The organism is Streptomyces sp. NPDC030021, from assembly GCF_055574035.1.
On sequence record NZ_JBVIAH010000016.1, the window covers coordinates 46,124 to 61,960 of the forward strand.

At 70.3% G+C, this 15,837-nt stretch carries 16 protein-coding genes; 6 read left to right on the forward strand and 10 right to left on the reverse strand.

Translation table 11 applies throughout. The features are described from left to right. Window positions 1-20 precede the first annotated feature (20 nt). The 5 genes from efeB to ACZ4YL_RS28200 form a co-directional block, all read right to left on the reverse strand. Window positions 21-1,316, reverse strand: a complete 1,296-nt coding sequence (efeB, locus tag ACZ4YL_RS28180; RefSeq protein ID WP_468120380.1) for an iron uptake transporter deferrochelatase/peroxidase subunit — start codon at window positions 1,314-1,316, stop codon at window positions 21-23. Window positions 1,317-1,348: 32 nt separating this feature from the next. Then, window positions 1,349-2,503: an iron uptake system protein EfeO gene (efeO, locus tag ACZ4YL_RS28185; protein WP_468120382.1), complete on the reverse strand. Its 1,155-nt coding sequence runs from the start codon at window positions 2,501-2,503 to the stop codon at window positions 1,349-1,351. A 189-nt stretch (window positions 2,504-2,692) separates the two neighbouring features. Further along, window positions 2,693-3,511 (reverse strand): heme ABC transporter ATP-binding protein, encoded by an 819-nt coding sequence (locus ACZ4YL_RS28190; RefSeq protein ID WP_468120605.1) that lies wholly within the window; start codon window positions 3,509-3,511, stop codon window positions 2,693-2,695. A gap of 29 nt (window positions 3,512-3,540) precedes the next feature. Then, window positions 3,541-4,722, reverse strand: coding sequence for a FecCD family ABC transporter permease (locus tag ACZ4YL_RS28195; RefSeq protein WP_468120383.1), 1,182 nt, complete (start codon window positions 4,720-4,722; stop codon window positions 3,541-3,543). A gap of 175 nt (window positions 4,723-4,897) precedes the next feature. Beyond that, the gene (locus ACZ4YL_RS28200) at window positions 4,898-5,965 is read right to left on the reverse strand and encodes a heme/hemin ABC transporter substrate-binding protein (protein ID WP_468120385.1); all 1,068 of its coding nucleotides are present in this window, start codon (window positions 5,963-5,965) and stop codon (window positions 4,898-4,900) included. Between the two features lie 61 nt (window positions 5,966-6,026). Here ACZ4YL_RS28200 and ACZ4YL_RS28205 point away from each other — a divergent pair, with 61 nt between their 5' ends. From ACZ4YL_RS28205 to ACZ4YL_RS28215, 3 genes are read left to right on the forward strand one after another with little or no spacing between them, the layout of a single operon-like run. Continuing rightward, window positions 6,027-7,439, forward strand: coding sequence for an HtaA domain-containing protein (locus tag ACZ4YL_RS28205; RefSeq protein WP_468120387.1), 1,413 nt, complete (start codon window positions 6,027-6,029; stop codon window positions 7,437-7,439). A 48-nt stretch (window positions 7,440-7,487) separates the two neighbouring features. Next, the gene (locus ACZ4YL_RS28210) at window positions 7,488-8,918 is read left to right on the forward strand and encodes an HtaA domain-containing protein (protein WP_468120389.1); all 1,431 of its coding nucleotides are present in this window, start codon (window positions 7,488-7,490) and stop codon (window positions 8,916-8,918) included. A gap of 19 nt (window positions 8,919-8,937) precedes the next feature. Then, a complete protein-coding gene (locus ACZ4YL_RS28215) occupies window positions 8,938-9,603 on the forward strand; it encodes a PhzF family phenazine biosynthesis protein (protein WP_468120391.1) in 666 nt (221 codons plus the stop codon). Between the two features lie 10 nt (window positions 9,604-9,613). On the opposite strand, the gene ACZ4YL_RS28220 is transcribed toward ACZ4YL_RS28215, so the two are convergent. From ACZ4YL_RS28220 to ACZ4YL_RS28230, 3 genes are read right to left on the reverse strand one after another with little or no spacing between them, the layout of a single operon-like run. Next, entirely contained in the window at window positions 9,614-10,372 is a 759-nt protein-coding gene (locus tag ACZ4YL_RS28220) for a hypothetical protein (protein WP_468120393.1), read from the reverse strand. Window positions 10,373-10,430: 58 nt separating this feature from the next. Further along, window positions 10,431-11,447 carry a hypothetical protein gene (locus tag ACZ4YL_RS28225; protein ID WP_468120395.1) on the reverse strand — a complete coding sequence of 339 codons (1,017 nt, stop codon included), beginning with the start codon at window positions 11,445-11,447 and terminating at the stop codon, window positions 10,431-10,433. A 10-nt stretch (window positions 11,448-11,457) separates the two neighbouring features. Next, a complete protein-coding gene (locus ACZ4YL_RS28230; RefSeq protein ID WP_468120397.1) occupies window positions 11,458-12,669 on the reverse strand; it encodes a hypothetical protein in 1,212 nt (403 codons plus the stop codon). Between the two features lie 192 nt (window positions 12,670-12,861). On the opposite strand from ACZ4YL_RS28230, the gene ACZ4YL_RS28235 reads away from it, so the two are divergent. Both ACZ4YL_RS28235 and ACZ4YL_RS28240 read left to right on the forward strand, forming a co-directional pair. After that, window positions 12,862-13,179 carry a hypothetical protein gene (locus tag ACZ4YL_RS28235; RefSeq protein WP_468120398.1) on the forward strand — a complete coding sequence of 106 codons (318 nt, stop codon included), beginning with the start codon at window positions 12,862-12,864 and terminating at the stop codon, window positions 13,177-13,179. Window positions 13,180-13,307: 128 nt separating this feature from the next. Next, entirely contained in the window at window positions 13,308-13,955 is a 648-nt protein-coding gene (locus ACZ4YL_RS28240) for a biliverdin-producing heme oxygenase (RefSeq protein ID WP_468120400.1), read from the forward strand. 87 nt (window positions 13,956-14,042) lie between these two features. Here the strand turns inward: ACZ4YL_RS28240 and map are convergent, their stop codons facing one another. Continuing rightward, on the reverse strand, window positions 14,043-14,900 hold the full coding sequence (map, locus tag ACZ4YL_RS28245; protein WP_468120402.1) for a type I methionyl aminopeptidase: 858 nt from the start codon (window positions 14,898-14,900) through the stop codon (window positions 14,043-14,045). Window positions 14,901-14,971: 71 nt separating this feature from the next. Between map and ACZ4YL_RS28250 the strand changes: the two genes are divergently transcribed. Next, window positions 14,972-15,220, forward strand: a complete 249-nt coding sequence (locus ACZ4YL_RS28250) for a hypothetical protein (protein ID WP_468120404.1) — start codon at window positions 14,972-14,974, stop codon at window positions 15,218-15,220. Between the two features lie 3 nt (window positions 15,221-15,223). Here the strand turns inward: ACZ4YL_RS28250 and ACZ4YL_RS28255 are convergent, their stop codons facing one another. Further along, window positions 15,224-15,835 (reverse strand): hypothetical protein, encoded by a 612-nt coding sequence (locus tag ACZ4YL_RS28255; RefSeq protein ID WP_468120405.1) that lies wholly within the window; start codon window positions 15,833-15,835, stop codon window positions 15,224-15,226. Between the last annotated feature and the right edge of the window lie 2 nt (window positions 15,836-15,837).

Consider the following 15,837-nt stretch of genomic DNA (forward strand, 5'->3'; position numbering starts at 1 on the left):
TGGTTCCTCTCCGGCGGGGACTACGCGAACAGCGTCCGGCCCCACCAGTCGTCCTTGTCACGGACGCCCGGCGGGACGGCGAAGACGGCCGAACCCACGTGCTGGATGTATTCGTTGAGGACGTCGGACTTCGCCAGGTTGCGCTGGATCGGGATGAAGCCCTTGCGGACGTCGCGCTGGTAGGCGAGGAAGAACAGGCCCGCGTCGAGGCGGCCCAGACCGTCCGTGCCGTCCGTGAAGGAGTAGCCGCGGCGCAGGATGGTCGCCCCGTTGTTGGTGTCCGGGTGCGCGAGGCGCACGTGCGCCTCCGGCTTCATCGCCTTCAGGAACGGCTCGTCGCGCTCCCGGGACTTGCCGACCGGGGCACCCTCGCCCTTGTCGCGGCCGAAGATGTCCTCCTGCTCCTGGAGCGGGGTGCGGTCCCAGGTCTCGATGTTCATCCGGATCCGGCGCGCCACCAGGTACGAGCCGCCGGTCAGCCAGTCGCTGCCGTCGCCCGCGCCGACCCACACGTGCTTGTCCAGGGCGGCCTTGTCGGTGCCGGAGATGTTCCGGGTGCCGTCCTTGAAGCCCATCATGTTGCGCGGGGTCTGCTCGTCGGGGGTGGTCGACGAGGTCTTGCCGAAGCCGAGCTGCGACCAGCGCATGGCGGTGCGGCCGAAGCCGATGCGGGCCAGCTGGCGGATCGCGTGCACGGCGACCTGCGGGTCGTCGGCGCATGCCTGGACGCAGAGGTCGCCGCCGGAGCGGGCCGGGTCCAGGTTGTCGCCGGGGAACAGCTCCAGGTCCACCAGCGCCTCGGGGCGCTTGCCCTCCAGCCCGAACCGGCCCTTGGCGAACAGGCCCGGACCGAAGCCGAAGGTCAGGGTGAGCCGGGAGGCCTTCAGGCCCAGCGCCTCGCCCGTGTCGTCCGGCGGGGCCTCCGGGAGGCCGCCGAAGCCGCCCTCACCGACCGGCAGACCGGCCGTCATCAGCCGGGCCGCCACCGTCCACTCCTTGAGGAGCTTGATCAGTTCCTCGCGGTCCTTCGTCTTCACGTCGAAGGCCGCGAAGTGCAGGCGGTCCTGCACGGCGCTCGCGATACCGGCCTGGTGCTCGCCGTGGAACGGCACGGCGCCCCCGGTCGCGGCGGCCGAGACCATGTCCGAGCCGCCGCCGAAGGCCGTCACCGCACCGCCGGCCGCGGCGGCGCCGAGCGCGAACCCGGCCCCACCCCAACCCAGCACCGCGCGTCGTGAGGGCGCGGTCGAGGACTCGTCGACCGCCTGCTGGTCCGGCTGCGGCTGCGGCTGCGCCGCCGACTCCGACTCGCTCATCGTGGTATCCCGCCTGCTTCCGTATCTGCCGGTCACTTGGTGACCGCGGCGGCGAGCTTGGAGAGCGGCTCGGCGAGCGCGTTCACGCCGTCCGAGAGCTCCTTGCGCTCCGGCTCGCCGACCTTGTCGTACGAGGTGAACTCGTAGGTGGTCTGGTCGGCGCGGTACTTGTCCAGAAGGGTGTTCAGGGCCGCGAACTGGGTGTCGAGCTGCTTGACCAGCTCCGGGTCGCTCTTCGTGGCGATCGGCTTGAGCAGCTCGTACGCCTTCTGCGCACCCTCGACGTTGGCCTTGAAGTCGACCAGGTCGGTGCGCGAGTAGCGCTCCTCCTCACCGGTGACCTTGCCGGTGGCGACCTCGTCGAGGAGCTCCTTGGCGCCGTTGGCGATCGAGGTCGGGGTGATCTCCGCCTGGCCGACCTTCTTCTGCCAGTCGGTGAGGTCCGTGATCAGGGTGTCGGCGAGCTGCTTCTCCCGGTCGCCGATCTTGTTGTCGGCCCACAGGGCCTTCTCCAGGCGGTGCCAGCCGGTCCAGTCCTTCTCCAGGTCCTGGCCGGCCTCCAGGCCGTCCTCGCGGACGTCGACCTTCGGGTCGATGTCGCCGAAGGACTCGGCGACCGGCTCGGTGCGCTCCCAGCCGATGCGCGAGCCGGCGTAGAGCTTCTTCGCGCCCTCGATGTCACCGGCCTTCACCGCGTCCGCGAAGGCCTGCGCCTTGGGGAGGGTCTCCTCGGCCTGCTGGACCACGTAGGCGCGGTACGCGGCGACGGCGGCGTCCGCCTCGGGGCTGCGCTTCTCCTCGGCGGCACCCTTGCCGGTGACCTTGACCTTCTGCTTGATGCCGTCGCCCTTCATGCCGGGCTTGCAGACGATCTCGTAGTCGCCCGCCTTGATCTCGGCGGTAATGGAGGCCTTGGTGCCGGGGCCGATGTTCTCGCGCTCGGTCACGATGCGGGCGTCCGGGAAGAGGACGTAGACCTCGGTGACCTTGGAGCCCTTGTTCTCGACGTCGATCTGCACCTTGCCGGACGGGAACTCCGTCTTCGACACCTCGCAGGCGCTGTCGGACGCCGCCACCTTGACCGCGTCGCCGCCGCCCGCGTCGCTCTTCTGGGAGCAGCCGGTGACGGCGGTCAGTGCGGCCGCCACGGAGGCCGCGGCGATGACGGTGAGGCGAGCGGGGCGCATAGGGGGCTCCTGGCGTCGGACGTTAGGGGCCGCCCCGAGGAGGGAGAGGCCGATGAGGCGGACCTAACTTAACCGAGGCTTACCTCACCCATACCCCCGCGTACCGTGATTCAGCTCATACGTTTGGGTCCTGGACACGGCCCTGTCACGGGACTTCCACGGCAGTCCCATGGCACAGTCAAGCGGAGGTCAAGTCCGGACGGGAATCACCAGCGGGGCCCCGGTGCGCGGGTGCGGGAGCACCTCCACCGGCTGCCGGTAGACCCGGCTCAGCAGCTCGCCCTCGAACACCTCGGCGGGCGGGCCGTCCGCGGCGATCCGCCCGTCGTGCAGGACGGCGGCCCGGTCCGCGTAGGCGGCGGCCAGCCCCAGGTCGTGCAGGACGACGACGACCGCGTCCCCGGCCGCGGCCCGCTCCCGGCAGATGCGCAGTACGAGCTCCTGGTGGCGCAGGTCGAGGGCGGCGGTGGGTTCGTCGAGCAGCAGCAGAGGGGCCCGCTGGGCCAGTACGCGGGCCAGCGCGACCCGGGCCCGCTCACCGCCGGAGAGGGCGGAGAAGGGGCGCGCGGCGAAGTCCGTGATCTCGGTGGCGGCCATGGCGACGGCCACCGCCTCCTCGTCGGCCTCGGCGAAGGGGGTGCCGGCCCAGGGCGCGCGGCCCATCCGTACGACGTCCTCCACCGGGAAGGGGAAGGAGAGCGCGGCCGACTGGGGAAGTACGGAGCGGCGCAGTGCGAGATCCGGGGCGCTCCAGTCGCCCACCGGACGGCCGTCGATCCGGATCACCCCGGAGGCGGCGGGCAGGTCGGCGGCGAGCGCGCCCAGCAGCGTGGACTTGCCCGCGCCGTTCGGGCCGACCAGGGCCAGCACCTCGCCGGCCCGGGCGGTCAGGTCGATCCCGGCGAGGACCTCGCGCTGACCGAGCCGCAGGTGCAGGTCCACGGCCTCGGCGACCGCGTCGCCCCGGGCGGGGCGGGCGGGGACGGTCCTGCGCGAGCGGGTGAGCAGCCGGGTCAGCGGCCCGGTCGGCCTGTCGGTCACGCCCAGCCTCCTTGCTTGCGGCGGGTGCGGCGCAGCAACCAGAAGAAGAACGGGCTGCCGAGCAGGGCGGTCAGTACACCGAGCGGCAGCTCGGCGGGCTGGGCGAGGGTACGGGCGGCCAGGTCGCCCGCGACCAGGACGACGGCGCCGGCGAGGGCGCTGCCGGGGACCAGGAAGCGGTGGCCGGGGCCGTTGGCCATGCGCAGCAGGTGCGGGACGAGCAGGCCGATGAAGGTGATGACGCCGGCCACGGCGACGGCGGCGGCGGTGAGCAGCGCGACGACCAGGATGAGGGAGAGGCGCAGCCGTTCGACGTCGATGCCGAGGTGGCGGGCCGGGCGTTCGCCGAGGGCGAGGAGGTCGAGGCGGCGGGAGTGGAAGGGGGCGATCAGCAGGCCGGCGACGGCGCAGGGCAGGACGGCGAGGACCTTGGGCCAGGTGGCCTGGGCGAGGGAGCCGAGCTGCCAGAAGGTGATCTGGTTGACCTGGCCGCTGTCCGCGAAGAAGACGAACAGGCCGATGAGGGCGCCGGCGAAGGCGTTGACGGCGATGCCGGTGAGGATGAGGGTGACGACCTCCGTCTTCCCGCCGTTGCGGGAGAGGAGGTAGACCGAGCTGACGGTGATCAGGCCGGCGACGAACGCGCAGACGGTGATGGTCCAGTTGCCGAAGAAGCTGAGGCCGAGGCCGATGGCGGCGACCGCGCCGACGGCGGCGCCGGCCGAGATGCCGATGACGCCGGGCTCGGCGAGGGGGTTGCCGAAGACGCCCTGCATGAGCGCGCCCGCGCAGCCGAGGCTGGCGCCGACGAGCAGGGCGAGCACGACGCGGGGGAGGCGGACGTTCCACAGCACGCTCTCGCCGACCCGGTCGAGGGGGGCTCCGCCGAGGCCGAGGTGGTGCTGGACGGAGGCGAGGACGTCCGCGAGGGGGATGTCGTAGGCGCCGACTCCTGCGGAGAGCAGGGCGAGGAGGGCGAGGGTGGTGACGAGGGCGAGGGTGAAGAGGGCGGGCCGGCGGGTGCGGTTGCGGTTGCGCGGCTCGGGCTTCGCCGCGGTGGTGGCGGTTCCGCCGGGGCCGGGCGCGCGCCGGGGCGTCTCCTCGGGCGCCGAATGTGACGAGGGGTCGGAAAGTGCGGCGGCAGTGCATTCGGCGCCCCCCGGGGAGCGCCCCGGCACACACCCGTCCCCGTCGGAACCGCGCCGGGGGTGCACTGGAACGCTCCCGGTCGCCTCGGAGCTACGTGCGGGTTCCGCTGACGCACTCCTGGCCCCGTCGGAGCCACGTGCGGGTCGCACTCCGGTTCCGTCGGTGGCGGGCAGGTCTTTGGCTTCCGGGTCGTAGAGGGTCACCTCAGGCGCCCTTGCTGTAGAGCTGGGTGACCAGGGAGGAGAGGACCTGGTCGGTGCGGGGGCCGTAGTTGAGGAGGACGCCGTCGTCGACCGTGACCACCCGGCGGTCCATGCCGGCCGGGGTCTGGGCGACGCCCGGGATCTTCACCAGGCCGTCGATGCCGCCGACCGATTCGAGGCCCTTGGACATGACGAGGATCGCGTCGGGCGCGGCGGCCGCCAGGGCCTCGCTGGTGATCGGGGTGAAGTCCTTGCCGAGTCCGGAGTCCTTGCCGGTGTCGACTGCTCCGGCCGCCTCCAGCAGGGAGGCGGCGCCGGAGTCCGAACCGCCCAGCAGGTAGACGGAGGCGGTGCCGCGCAGGTAGAGGAAGGCCACCCGGGGCTTCTTGCCGGAGGCGGCCGGGATGTCCTTGCGGACGGCGGCGATCCGGTCGGCGGTGCGCTGGTTCAGCTGCGTGCCGGCCTCCTTGACGCCGAGGGCGGCGGCCACGGCGTCGATGCGCTTCGGTACGTCGTCCAGTCCCTTGGCGGGGGCGATGACGAGGACCGGGACGCCGGCGTCGCGGATCTGCTGAATCGCTTCTCCGGGGCCGCTGGTGGTCTCCGCGATGACGAGGGTCGGGCGCAGGGACAGGACGCTCTCCGCGGAGACGTCGTGTCCACGTGTCACCACCGGTAGCTGGGCGGCCTGTTCGAAGGTGGCCGTGATGTCCCGGGCGACGACCTGCTTGCCGAGGCCCAGCGTGTGGACGATCTCGTTGAGGCTGCCGCTCAGCGGGACGACCCGGTCCGCGGACGTGATCGTGACCCGGGCGCCGTCGGCCGAGGGCACGGTGACCGGCAGGGTGGGCTGTGGCGCCGGGAGCGGTTCCAGGCGGTCCGGGACCGCGGCTGCGGCGGGGGCGGATGAGCCCGGGGTGGTGGCCGTACCTCCGCAGGCCGTCAGCGCGAGTGCCAGTGCTGCCACGGCAACTGCGAGACGGGGAAAGCGGTGTGACGCGGCGGGCGTAGGCACGAAGGCACCGTCCTGATCGTCCGACTGAGGTTCTGGAGACCGGGGGGTGTCCATCCGGCCACGTTTAGCTTAGGTTAGCCTAACCTTGCCCGCTAGACCTGAGGAGGGGGCATTCATGCCCACAAGACCCGTCCGTACGTTCGCCGTCGCCCTGTTGGCGGCCCTGCTGGGGGCTCTGCTCCCGGCGACCGCCGCCCAGGCGGGCACCGTACAGGGGGGTCGACTCGACTGGGGCATCAAGTCGTCCTTCCAGAGTTATGTCACGGGTCCGGTGGCGAAAGGCGGTTTCAAGCTGAAGAGTGGCGCGGCCACCGTGGGCGGCAGCCTCTTCCGCTTCCACTCCGCGGCCGGCTCCTACGACCCCGACTCCGGCACCTTCGAGGCCTCCTACTCGGGCGGGGTGACCTTCCAGGGCCACCAGAAGCCCGACGGCGTCTACGACCTGGACATGACCATCAGCCGCCCGACCGTCAAGATCTCCGGCGGCAAGGGCACCCTGTACGTGGACGTCTCCAGCAAGGCCAAGGACAGCGGTGCGGTCACCGACCAGTCGCAGGTCGCCTTCGCCTCGCTCGGCGTCGGCGGCATCAACATGAAGGGCGGCGCCGGCCCGCTGTCCCTCACGAACATCCCGGCCACCCTCACCGCGGAAGGCGCCAAGGCCTTCGCCGGCTACTACGGCGCCGGCACCCGGCTCGACCCGGTCTCGCTCTCCGCCGACGTCAAGACCGCCCCGGCCGCCGAGCCCGTGCCGTCGGCGACGGCCGCGCAGCCGAGCGCCACCGCACAGACCCCGCAGGCGCCGGGCGCCTTCGCCGACGCCGCCGTCGACTGGGGGGTGCGCCGCACCTTCCGCGAGTACGTCACCGGCTCGGTCGGCCAGGGCAAGTGGATCCTCGACGAGGGTGCCCTGGACGGCGGCGCGCTGTTCCGTTTCCCGCAGGGCAAGGGCTCGTTCGACGGCGCGAAAGGCACTCTTGACGCGGCCTTCGCCGGTACGGTCCGGTTCGCCGGCGCCCACCTGGACCTCACGCTCGGCAAGATGAGCGTGAAGGTGGAGAACGGCAAGGGCGTCCTGTCCGCGGACGTCACCGCGGGCGGCGCGACGAAGAACGCCGTCCCGCTCGTGGAGTTCGACGCCAAGGGTCTGAAGACCGAGGGCAAGCTGGCCACCCTGACCGAAGCCCCGGCCACCCTCACCGAGGGCGGCTCCCAGGCCTTCAACTCCATGTACAAGGCCGGCACCGAGATGGACCCCGTCTCGCTCGCCGTCGCCCTGGACTCCACCGCCCAGCTGCCCGCCCTGCCCGACCTGGGCTCGACGGCCTCGCCCGCCCCCGCCCCCGCGTCCGCGTCGCCGTCCGCCGAGCCCGCCCCCGCCGCGAAGGCCGCCGAGTCCTCGGACACCGGGCTCTTCATCGCCCTCGCCGTGGCCGTCCTGGTCCTGGCCGGCGGCGGCACCTTCCTGTTCGTGCGCAAGCGTCGTACGGCAGCCGCCTCGGCCACGCCGGCCGACGCGCCCCAGTAGGCACCCCCTCCTCTCCCCCTTCCCCCGGTTCCTTCAGGAGTCCCAGCCATGTCGTCCATCCGACGCCCGATCTCCCTCGCCGCCGCGGTCCTGACCGCCGCGGCGCTCGGCGCCACCGCCTTCGCCCTGCCCGCCACCGCCGCGGGCGGACCGCCCACCGAACCGATGAAGATCACCGGTGGCACCCTCGACTGGGGCGTGCTCGCGAGCTACCGCGCCTACGTGACCGGCATGGCCAAGGGCACCATCACCGTCGCGGACGGGGCCAAGCAGAACGAGGACGGGACCCTGCGCTTCGTCGAGCCGACCGGCGCGTACGAGCCGGCCGACGGGCCCGTGGTGAAGGCGGCCTTCAAGGGCAGCGTCACCTTCTCCTCGCCCGCCCCGCCGGCCGGCCACGGCTTCGAGGTCAAGCTCTCGGACATCCGTATCGACACCGGTACCAAGAAGCTCACCGCGGACGTCACCAAGGGCGGCGCCACCACCCAGGACGTGCCGATGGCCACCGTGGCCTTCGCCGGCCAGGCGATGAACGGCCTGGGGACCACGCTCACCAAGGAAGCCGCGGACGCGCTCGGTTACCCGGACTACAAGGACAAGCCGGGCGACCCGCTCACCGCGAAGCTGGAGTTCGAGAAGAAGCCCGACCCCGAGCCCACCCCGGAGAACACCACCAAGAACCCGACCCCTCCGGCCGACGACACGCAGAAGGTGCTCAGCGGCAAGCTGACGTGGGGCGTGAAGGAGTCCTTCCGCAAGTACGTGCTGAGCGCGGGGTCGATCACCCCGGCCGGCGGCGCCGCCAAGAACGGCGACACCTTCGACTTCGCCTTCGGCAAGGGCGACCTCGACGTCAAGAGGCAGAAGCTGAACGCCTCCTTCCAGGGCAACCTCCGCTTCCAGTACGCGGCCCACGGCATCGACATGACCTTCGGCAGCCCCCGCGTCGAGGCCACCGGCAGGACCGGCACCCTCTACGTGGACGTCAAGAACGCCTCCGGCACCAAGACGGGCCTCCGCTTCGCCACGCTCGACCTGTCGAAGACCGACTACAAGACCAGGAACGGCGTCCTGGCGCTGAACGCGGTCCCGGCGGTCTTCACCGCCGAGGGCGCGGCCGCCTTCGCCAACGACACCACCGGCTCCATGTACAAGGCGGGCGACGCGATCGACCCGCTCGCCTTCGCCGTGGCGGTGGACAAGGACGCCACCCTGCCGAGCACCGGCGGTACGACGGGCGGCTCGACCGGCGGCTCGACCGGAGGCACCACCGGCGGCACCACGGGCGGTACGACCGGCGGTACCACCGGCGGTACGGGCGGCACCATCGGCGGCGGCTCCTCCTCCGTCGGCGGCAACCTCGCCAACACCGGCGCCGAGATCCCGGCCGGGGCCCTGCTCACCACCTCCGGCGTGGTGATCGCGGCCGGAGCGGGCGCGGTGTACTTCGCGCGCAGGCGCCGTACGGCCCAGGTCTGAGCCGTGCTTCAATTCCCGCGTGAACGATCTCGACGTGTTGAAGGTCTTCTGCGCGGGTGACGGCCGCTTCGGCAACCTGCTCGGTGTCGTACGCGACGGCCGGACCTGCCCCGACGACGCGTCGCGGCAGGCCCTGGCCGCCGAACTCGGCTACAGCGAGACGGTGTTCGTCGACGACCCCGAGCGCGGGGTCGTCGACATCCGCACTCCCGGCACGCGCATGTCCTTCGCGGGACATCCGCTGGTCGGGGCCGCGTGGTTGCTGGACATCGAGGAGCTCCAGCCGCCCGCCGGATCCGTATGGGCCCGTGACGACGGGGAGTTCACCTGGATCACGGCCCGCCCCGAGTGGGTCGAGGGCAAGCGCACCGAGCAGTACGGATCCGTCGCCGAGGTCGAGGCGCTGCCCGCCCCGCCGCCCGGCGACGGCTGGCTGTACGCCTGGGCCTGGGAGGACGAGGCCGCGGGCCGCGTGCGGGCCCGGGGCTTCCCGCGCCGCCCCGACGGGATCATCGCCGAGGACGAGGCCACCGGCTCGGCGGCGATCCTGCTGACGGCCCAGCTGAACCGCGCCCTGAACATCACCCAGGGCGCCGGATCCCAGATCCTCACCGCCCCCGGCCCGGACGGCACCGTGGAGATCGGCGGCCGCGTCCGTTTCGCCCCGTCCCCGGACAGGATCTGACGGGAAGCCATCAGGCGCTCGGGGTCAAGCTCACAAGCCCGCCCTTCTTCCATTTGGCCAATCTTTCGCGCAGTACAGCCTCCGAGACCGTCTGAGTGCTGTGCTGAATCAGGTCCTCTGCGGTCGGGGGAATTTTCGAGGCCACAATATATTCGTTGCCTTCGTGACCCAGGGAGTATACGCCGATGACCAGGCCGTCGTCTTGGGAAACAATGGCGGCGCCCGAGTCGCCTTCCGTGCCGATACCGCCTTTGATCTGTATGCACGGGCCGAAGCTCTCGTACGCCGATTGGCGGTTCTTCCGAAACAGCCAGAGGTCGATGTCCACCACCTTCCCGTGCTGCACGGCCCCTGTGGTCATGCCGATCCATGCCACAGGTTCGCCATCTTTGGGGTCCCGGGTCTTGAGCGGACCTGTTCCCTCGTGGATTCCTGGGATCTTCGGGCTGGTCGCTCCCTTCACTGGAGCCATCCACGCAAAATCGTAAAGCATGTCCTCGCGGCGGATGTTATATTCATCCGGGCTCTGATATTTGAGGTATGCCGACTTTCCCGAAACGGGTCCGATGATATGCACCTTGTCGGGCTTTGTGTACCAGGAGGGCTGGAAGACCGGCGCTCCGATCGAATCCACTATGTGAGCGGCCGTAATGGCTGCCAACTTCCCGTCCCACTCGACGGTCGCCCCCAGGGTTCCGTAGGTCCTGACATCGGCGGCTTGGATCTGATATCCGCCCGGACATGGTTGCATGTAATCCTGAAATGTCATGTCTACCTATCTCCAATTTTCAGGAGAACACGGCTTGACGGCATGTACCCGCGCCCGCTCACTGCTGCGGGTCCGCCGGGGCCGGCTCGATCGAGGAGAGGGTCGGACGGTTCCGCCCTCCGCGGCTGCGGGCTTCCTCCCGGGCCGCGGCGGCCTCGGCGGTCGGGTCCGCCCCGCCACACCCGCCCTTGACCGGGTCCGGGATGTCGTCGACGTTGAACGGGCCCGAGACCACGGTGGGCTGGGTCCCGGAGACGATGGAGGACAGCACGGCCCCCTTGGGGCTGAAGATGGTCACCACGTCCACCAGCTGCCAGACGAGGACCATCTGCGGGTACTCGTTGCCCTCGTTGTCGTATTCGTTCGAAACGAACGAGGTGGTCTGGGTCGTTACGGTGACCTGCTGACTGGTGGTCGACGAAGTGCTCAGAGCGGCTGAGACCGACGCGCTGATGGGGCCCCAGCCGGCGCTCGCACTGGCGCTGACCGATTTGGTGACGGTGTCCTCGTCGGACGAACTCTCCTGCATGCCCGAGGTCGCCGTGTAGCTGACCGTCTTCTTCTGCCCGGGCGCGATGCTGTAGGACTCCGGCCGGCGTTGCCAGAACTGCTCGCGCGTCACCGTATTGCCGCCTGGGAGCGTGCCGGTGCCCACGAGAACCCTCGGCCCGTCGGGGGGGATGACGATCGAGGGGCTGGGCATCGGGACCCCGCCGATGTCGTTCGGGTCGAGCAGGTCTCCACCCGAGATGGTGCTCAGCTGCCTGGTGCGGTCGGCCATTTCGATGACGGCGGCGAAGGCGCCGGAGGACGATACGCGGGCGAGCCAGTAGTTGCCGGGCCACGAGCTGACCACCAGCTGTCCGCCATTTGGATCCAGCCTGGTGCCCGGATATCCCGCCTCCCAGAACTTCGTCCGCTTGTTGAAACCCGAGTGGTCCCCCTCTTCATCGACCCAGAAGATGTCGAGGTGGACCGAGGTGTCATTGGCGATGACCAGTATTCCCTCGTTGCCCGAGGAGGTGGACCGCAGGCTACCGTCGAGGGCTTGTCGGTATGTGCAGTTCAGCTGCATGGCCTGTCCCCTACTCGGAACTCAGGTAGTACGCATACGGCTTGCCGTCGTAGACGGCCGATATCGGGGAGGCGTGCGCGGCCGACGGGAGGTGCAGCTCCCCGCTCAGATCGGAGGAGCGCCAGGAGTTCCCGGTCCAGAGCAGGAGGATCAGGTGGTCACTCTCGTCCAGGTAGAACAGGTATTGCCTGATGTCGTCGGCGGCCTGGACCGCCGCCATCGCGCTGGTGGCCGCGGCGGTCGGGGCGCCGTCTCCGCCGTTGGCGAGTTCACCCGGAGTGCTGAAGGACCATCCGTTTCCGAGCCAGGCCAAGGCGGCGACATTGCCCTTCCAGTCGCGGTAGTACACCCGGGGCTGCGAGGTGCCGGCGAGCGCTACGGCCATCGGGCTGTAGTCGGCGGCGAATTCGGCACCGCAAGACTGTCTCAGGTTCTCCTGGGACCACCACTTCCGGCCCGTCGGGTACTGGTTGGTGGGCGCATCGACATTGTGGGACAGCTGGCAAGGGTTGTCGTTGACGTCCAGGTAATAGATCCGCCGGAAATCCGAGCCGAACCCGACGGCCGCAAGCGGGGTCACAGGACAGATCGGATACAGATTCACCAACGTGCTGAGGTTGGTCACCGAGGGTTCCTGGTTGTGTGTCCAGGCCACTTCCATGACGTTGCCGTGGGTGTTCAAGTAGTAGATGAACACCCTACGGGTGTTGGTGGTGACCATCGTCGACAACGGACTGGCAGCCGAAGCCGCCGGGGGCTTGTTGTAGTTGCGCAAGGTCCAGGTCTTCTTGTTCTTGTGCCACAGCCGCACCAGACGGTTCGATGCGTCGAAGTAGTGGACCGTTACGCCGCCCGGCACCGTGACGGCCAGCGGACTCCGGATACCGGCGACCGGCGCGCCGATATCGGTGGTGAAGTTCCGCCACCGCACATCCTGGCCGTCGACCGCCAACTCGATGATGCTGCCGTACGTGTCCGCGTAGTAGATCCACTGGGAATCCTTTCCCAGCGACACCGACGCCAGGCCGTTGCGGGGGGAGGCGAACGGCGCTACCGGCTTGGGCGGCCCCGGGCCACCCGGCGGCTCCATGGAGTCCTCGGCGGAACTCCCGGTCTCCGGCAGGGAGAAATTGAGATCCCGGTACACCCATTTTCCGTCACGCAAGGTCACCTCGATAACGGTGACGATCTTCTCTTTCCCGCCGAGCGCTCCGACTTCCATGGTCTCGATCCATTCCTGTGGTCATCGAGCCCCCTCTCGACGCTCCGCCTCCCCGCACGGTCCCACCACATTCGTTAAGCCATATGGGTGATGTCGGACTCTGTTCCGTCAAGGCCCGTAGGTATTCCGCGCAGGAGGAAGTGAGTACGCCGGCGCTGACGCGGCCGGCGGGCGCCGCGGTGTGATGGCGCCATGACGAAGACTTCGGTGATCAGCCGCCCCGGCGAGCGGCAGCGGTGGCTGCCGGTGGCGGCGCTCTTCACCGCGCTGGCCCCGGTGGCCGTGTGGTGCGGCCGGGCGAGCTCGTACCTGCCCGGCTTCCCGCCCGGGTTCGCCTACTTCTACGCCCTGCCGCTGGCGATGGTGGCGTTCACCTGGATCCCGCCCCGGACCGACGCGCAGCGCAGGCGACGCCTCGCGCTGGGGAGCATCGGCTGCCTCATGGCCTTCCTCTACCCCCACCTGGTCCTCATTGGGTGGCTCACGCTCTGGGCGCTCTCGGGCGGCTGACCCGGGCGCGGGGCCGGATTTTTTACCGACAAGGCGTCGGGAACTCATTGACTTAGGCAAGCCTAAGTAGGAGGATCGGGCGTGACGGTGATGCCGTCACGTCTGTTTCCTCTTCCTGGAGGTCCGCCTTGGACGCCTTCTCTACGGTCATCCGCGTCGCCTCGCACGAGCAGCACACCGAGGCCGAGACGTCGACCTTCATGAGCGATCTGCTGGGTGGACGGCTCGGCGTGGACGCGTACACGCGCTACACGGAGCAACTGTGGTTCGTGTACCGGGCCCTGGAGGACGCGGCCGAATCCCTCAAGGACGACCCGGTGGCAGGCCCGTTCATCCAGCCCGAGCTCATGCGCGTCGCCGAGATCGAGCGCGACCTCGCCCACCTGGTGGGCCCGGACTGGCGTGAGGGCGTGGTGGCCCTGCCCGCGACGCGTGCGTACGCCGACCGGGTGGCCGAGTGCGCGGCGCAGTGGCCGGGCGGATACGTCGCCCACCACTACACCCGCTACCTGGGCGACCTCTCCGGCGGCCAGATCATCCGCGACAAGGCCGAGCGCACCTGGGGCTTCGAGCGCAAGGGTGACGGCGTCCGGTTCTACGTCTTCGCGGACATCTCCAACCCGGCGGCCTTCAAGCGGACCTACCGCGAGCTGCTGGACGCCATAGCGGCGGACGACCTGGAGAAGCAGCGCATCATCGACGAGTGCAAGCGCGCCTTCGACTTCAACGGCGCGGTCTTCCGCGAGCTGGGCGAGCAGTTCCCGCTCAGCGCGTAGCCCCCGGCGAGTCCGCGGGAACAGGGCCGGGCCCGGTGCACAGGTGCACCGGGCCCGGTCGCGATCGCGGAAGGACCGCTGGAACGGCTAGGGAAGGGTCAGGATCTCCGCGCCGGAGTCCGTGACCACCAGCGTGTGCTCGAACTGCGCGGTCCGCTTGCGGTCCTTCGTGACGACCGTCCAGCCGTCCTCCCACATGTCGTACTCGTGGGTGCCGAGCGTCAGCATCGGCTCGATGGTGAAGGTCATGCCGGGCTCGATGACGGTGGTGGCGTGCGGGCTGTCGTAGTGCGGCACGATCAGGCCCGAGTGGAAGGACGAGTTGATGCCGTGGCCGGTGAAGTCACGGACCACGCCGTAGCCGAAGCGCTTCGCGTACGACTCGATGACCCGGCCGATGATGTTGATCTGGCGGCCCGGCTTGACGGCCTTGATGGCCCGGTTCAGCGCCTCCCGGGTGCGTTCCACCAGCAGCCGCGACTCCTCGTCCACCTCCCCGCACAGGTAGGTCGCGTTGTTGTCGCCGTGCACGCCGCCGATGTACGCGGTCACGTCGAGGTTCACGATGTCGCCGTCGCGCAGGACGGTGGAATCGGGGATGCCGTGGCAGATGACCTCGTTCACGGAGGAACACAGCGACTTCGGGAAGCCCCGGTAACCGAGCGTCGAGGGGTAGGCCCCGTGGTCGCACATGTACGCGTGGGCGACCCGGTCGAGCTCGTCGGTGGTCACCCCCGGCGCGATCAGCTTCGCGGCCTCCTCCATCGCCTGGGCGGCGATCCGGCCGGCGATGCGCATGGCCTCGATGGTCTCGGCCGACTGCACCTCCGGTCCGGTGTACGGAGTGGGTGCGGGCTTGCCCACGTACTCGGGCCGGCGGATGTTTCCGGGAACGGAACGGACGGGAGAGAGCTCGCCTGGTACGAGCAGCGACTGGCCAGACATGCGAGCGAGTGTATCCAGCGGGGATGGGGCAGCATGGCGGGATAGAGCGGTATGAGAGGAGCCCGACGACGATGGCCCTGTTCAAGAAGCGTCAGGTGGGCAAACCCGGCGAGTGGTACTACTGCCTGGTCCACAAGAAGGTCGAGGAAGGCCCCGACTGCCCGGCCAAGGACCGGTTCGGGCCGTACGCGACCCCCGAGGAGGCGAACCACGCCATGGAGACGGCGCAGGAACGCAACCTCGAATGGCAGAACGACCCCAAGTGGAACGACAAGACCCGCGAGGACGAAGCGGGCACCACCGGCACGGGCGGGGCGTAGGCCCTACCAGCGGCTGGGCGGCGGCGCGGTCAGGTGGTCGGCCAGCCGCGCCAGCCGGTCCCTGAAGCGGCGCGGCCCGCGCCGCACCGGCCCGGTGTTCTCCCCGGCCGCCGCGCTGACCAGGTGCTGCACGGTGTCCAGATCCATCCCGTCCTCCGGCACCGGTGCCGGTACCGACAGCGCCTCGTGGGCGAGCGCGCCCAGATCCGGGTCCCCGCCGTCCAGGGACAGTACGGTCGCCCCCGCGCGCCGCGCGTCGTGGACGCGCTCCAGCAGCCCCTCACCCGGTGCCCCGGGCGCCACGACCAGCAGCGTGTGCCCGCGCCGGGCCGCCGCCAGCCGGCCCAGCCCCACCGACAGGTGCGGCGGCTCCCCGGGCCGCACGTGGTGGCGTACGAGGGTGGGCGCCAGCTCCGGCAGCCCCGACCAGGCGGCCTCGTCCACCAGGTGCGCGGCCAGGTGCCAGGGCTCGTAGCCCTCGGTCCCCACCAGCAGCAGGTGGCCGCCGCCCGGTACGACGGACCGGCGCAGCGATCCGGCGAAGCGGCGCGCGGCGCCCGGCCACTGCGTACCGGCGAGCACCTCGCGCAGCAGCGCGACCCTCACGGCGTCCATAT

Bases quoted from the DNA above. Each gene is read 5' to 3' on its own strand.
- efeB (WP_468120380.1), bottom strand. From the start codon at position 1,316: ATGAGCGAGTCGGAGTCGGCGGCGCAGCCGCAGCCGCAGCCGGACCAG.
- efeO (WP_468120382.1), bottom strand. From the start codon at position 2,503: ATGCGCCCCGCTCGCCTCACCGTCATCGCCGCGGCCTCCGTGGCGGCC.
- ACZ4YL_RS28200 (WP_468120385.1), bottom strand. From the start codon at position 5,965: ATGGACACCCCCCGGTCTCCAGAACCTCAGTCGGACGATCAGGACGGT.
- ACZ4YL_RS28205 (WP_468120387.1), top strand. From the start codon at position 6,027: ATGCCCACAAGACCCGTCCGTACGTTCGCCGTCGCCCTGTTGGCGGCC.
- ACZ4YL_RS28210 (WP_468120389.1), top strand. From the start codon at position 7,488: ATGTCGTCCATCCGACGCCCGATCTCCCTCGCCGCCGCGGTCCTGACC.
- ACZ4YL_RS28220 (WP_468120393.1), bottom strand. From the start codon at position 10,372: ATGACATTTCAGGATTACATGCAACCATGTCCGGGCGGATATCAGATC.
- ACZ4YL_RS28225 (WP_468120395.1), bottom strand. From the start codon at position 11,447: ATGCAGCTGAACTGCACATACCGACAAGCCCTCGACGGTAGCCTGCGG.
- ACZ4YL_RS28230 (WP_468120397.1), bottom strand. From the start codon at position 12,669: ATGGAAGTCGGAGCGCTCGGCGGGAAAGAGAAGATCGTCACCGTTATC.
- ACZ4YL_RS28235 (WP_468120398.1), top strand. From the start codon at position 12,862: ATGACGAAGACTTCGGTGATCAGCCGCCCCGGCGAGCGGCAGCGGTGG.
- map (WP_468120402.1), bottom strand. From the start codon at position 14,900: ATGTCTGGCCAGTCGCTGCTCGTACCAGGCGAGCTCTCTCCCGTCCGT.
- ACZ4YL_RS28250 (WP_468120404.1), top strand. From the start codon at position 14,972: ATGGCCCTGTTCAAGAAGCGTCAGGTGGGCAAACCCGGCGAGTGGTAC.
- ACZ4YL_RS28255 (WP_468120405.1), bottom strand. From the start codon at position 15,835: ATGGACGCCGTGAGGGTCGCGCTGCTGCGCGAGGTGCTCGCCGGTACG.